Here is a 454-nt window from a genome sequence, read left to right on the forward strand (position 1 = left end):
GTCCTGAAGGTTCTGGTCGGCGGTGTACGCGTGCACGGTCGTCATCAGTCCGGCCTCGATCCCGAACGCTTCGTGGAACACCTTGGCCACAGGGGCGAGGCAGTTCGTCGTGCAGGAGGCGTTCGAGATGATGTGGTGCCGTTCGGGATCGTAGGTGTGTTCGTTCACGCCCAGGACGAAGGTTCCGTCGTCACCGGTGGCCGGGGCCGAGATGATCACCTTCCGGGCTCCTGCCTCCACGTGCTTCGCGGCGAGTTCCGCCTTCGTGAAGAGCCCGGTGGACTCGATCACGATGTCGACACCGAGCTCGGCCCAGGGCAGGCGGAGCGGATCGCGCTCCGAGAACACGCGGATCGCCTGTCCGTTGACGAAGAGGTGCGCCTCATCATGCTGCACGGGTCCGGCCAGGGTGCCGTTCGCCGCGTCGTACTTGAGCAGGTGCGCGAGCGTGCGC

The 454-nt window shown here is 66.1% G+C and carries 1 protein-coding gene; it reads right to left on the reverse strand.

Annotated elements, in window-relative coordinates; genetic code table 11:
* Positions 1–454 (reverse strand): glyceraldehyde 3-phosphate dehydrogenase NAD-binding domain-containing protein (locus DMB80_RS27830; RefSeq protein WP_276131579.1); only part of this gene is annotated, 454 nt, incomplete at both ends.

It is taken from the genome of Mycobacterium kyogaense (assembly GCF_003254575.1).
Classification (GTDB): domain Bacteria; phylum Actinomycetota; class Actinomycetes; order Mycobacteriales; family Mycobacteriaceae; genus Mycobacterium; species Mycobacterium kyogaense.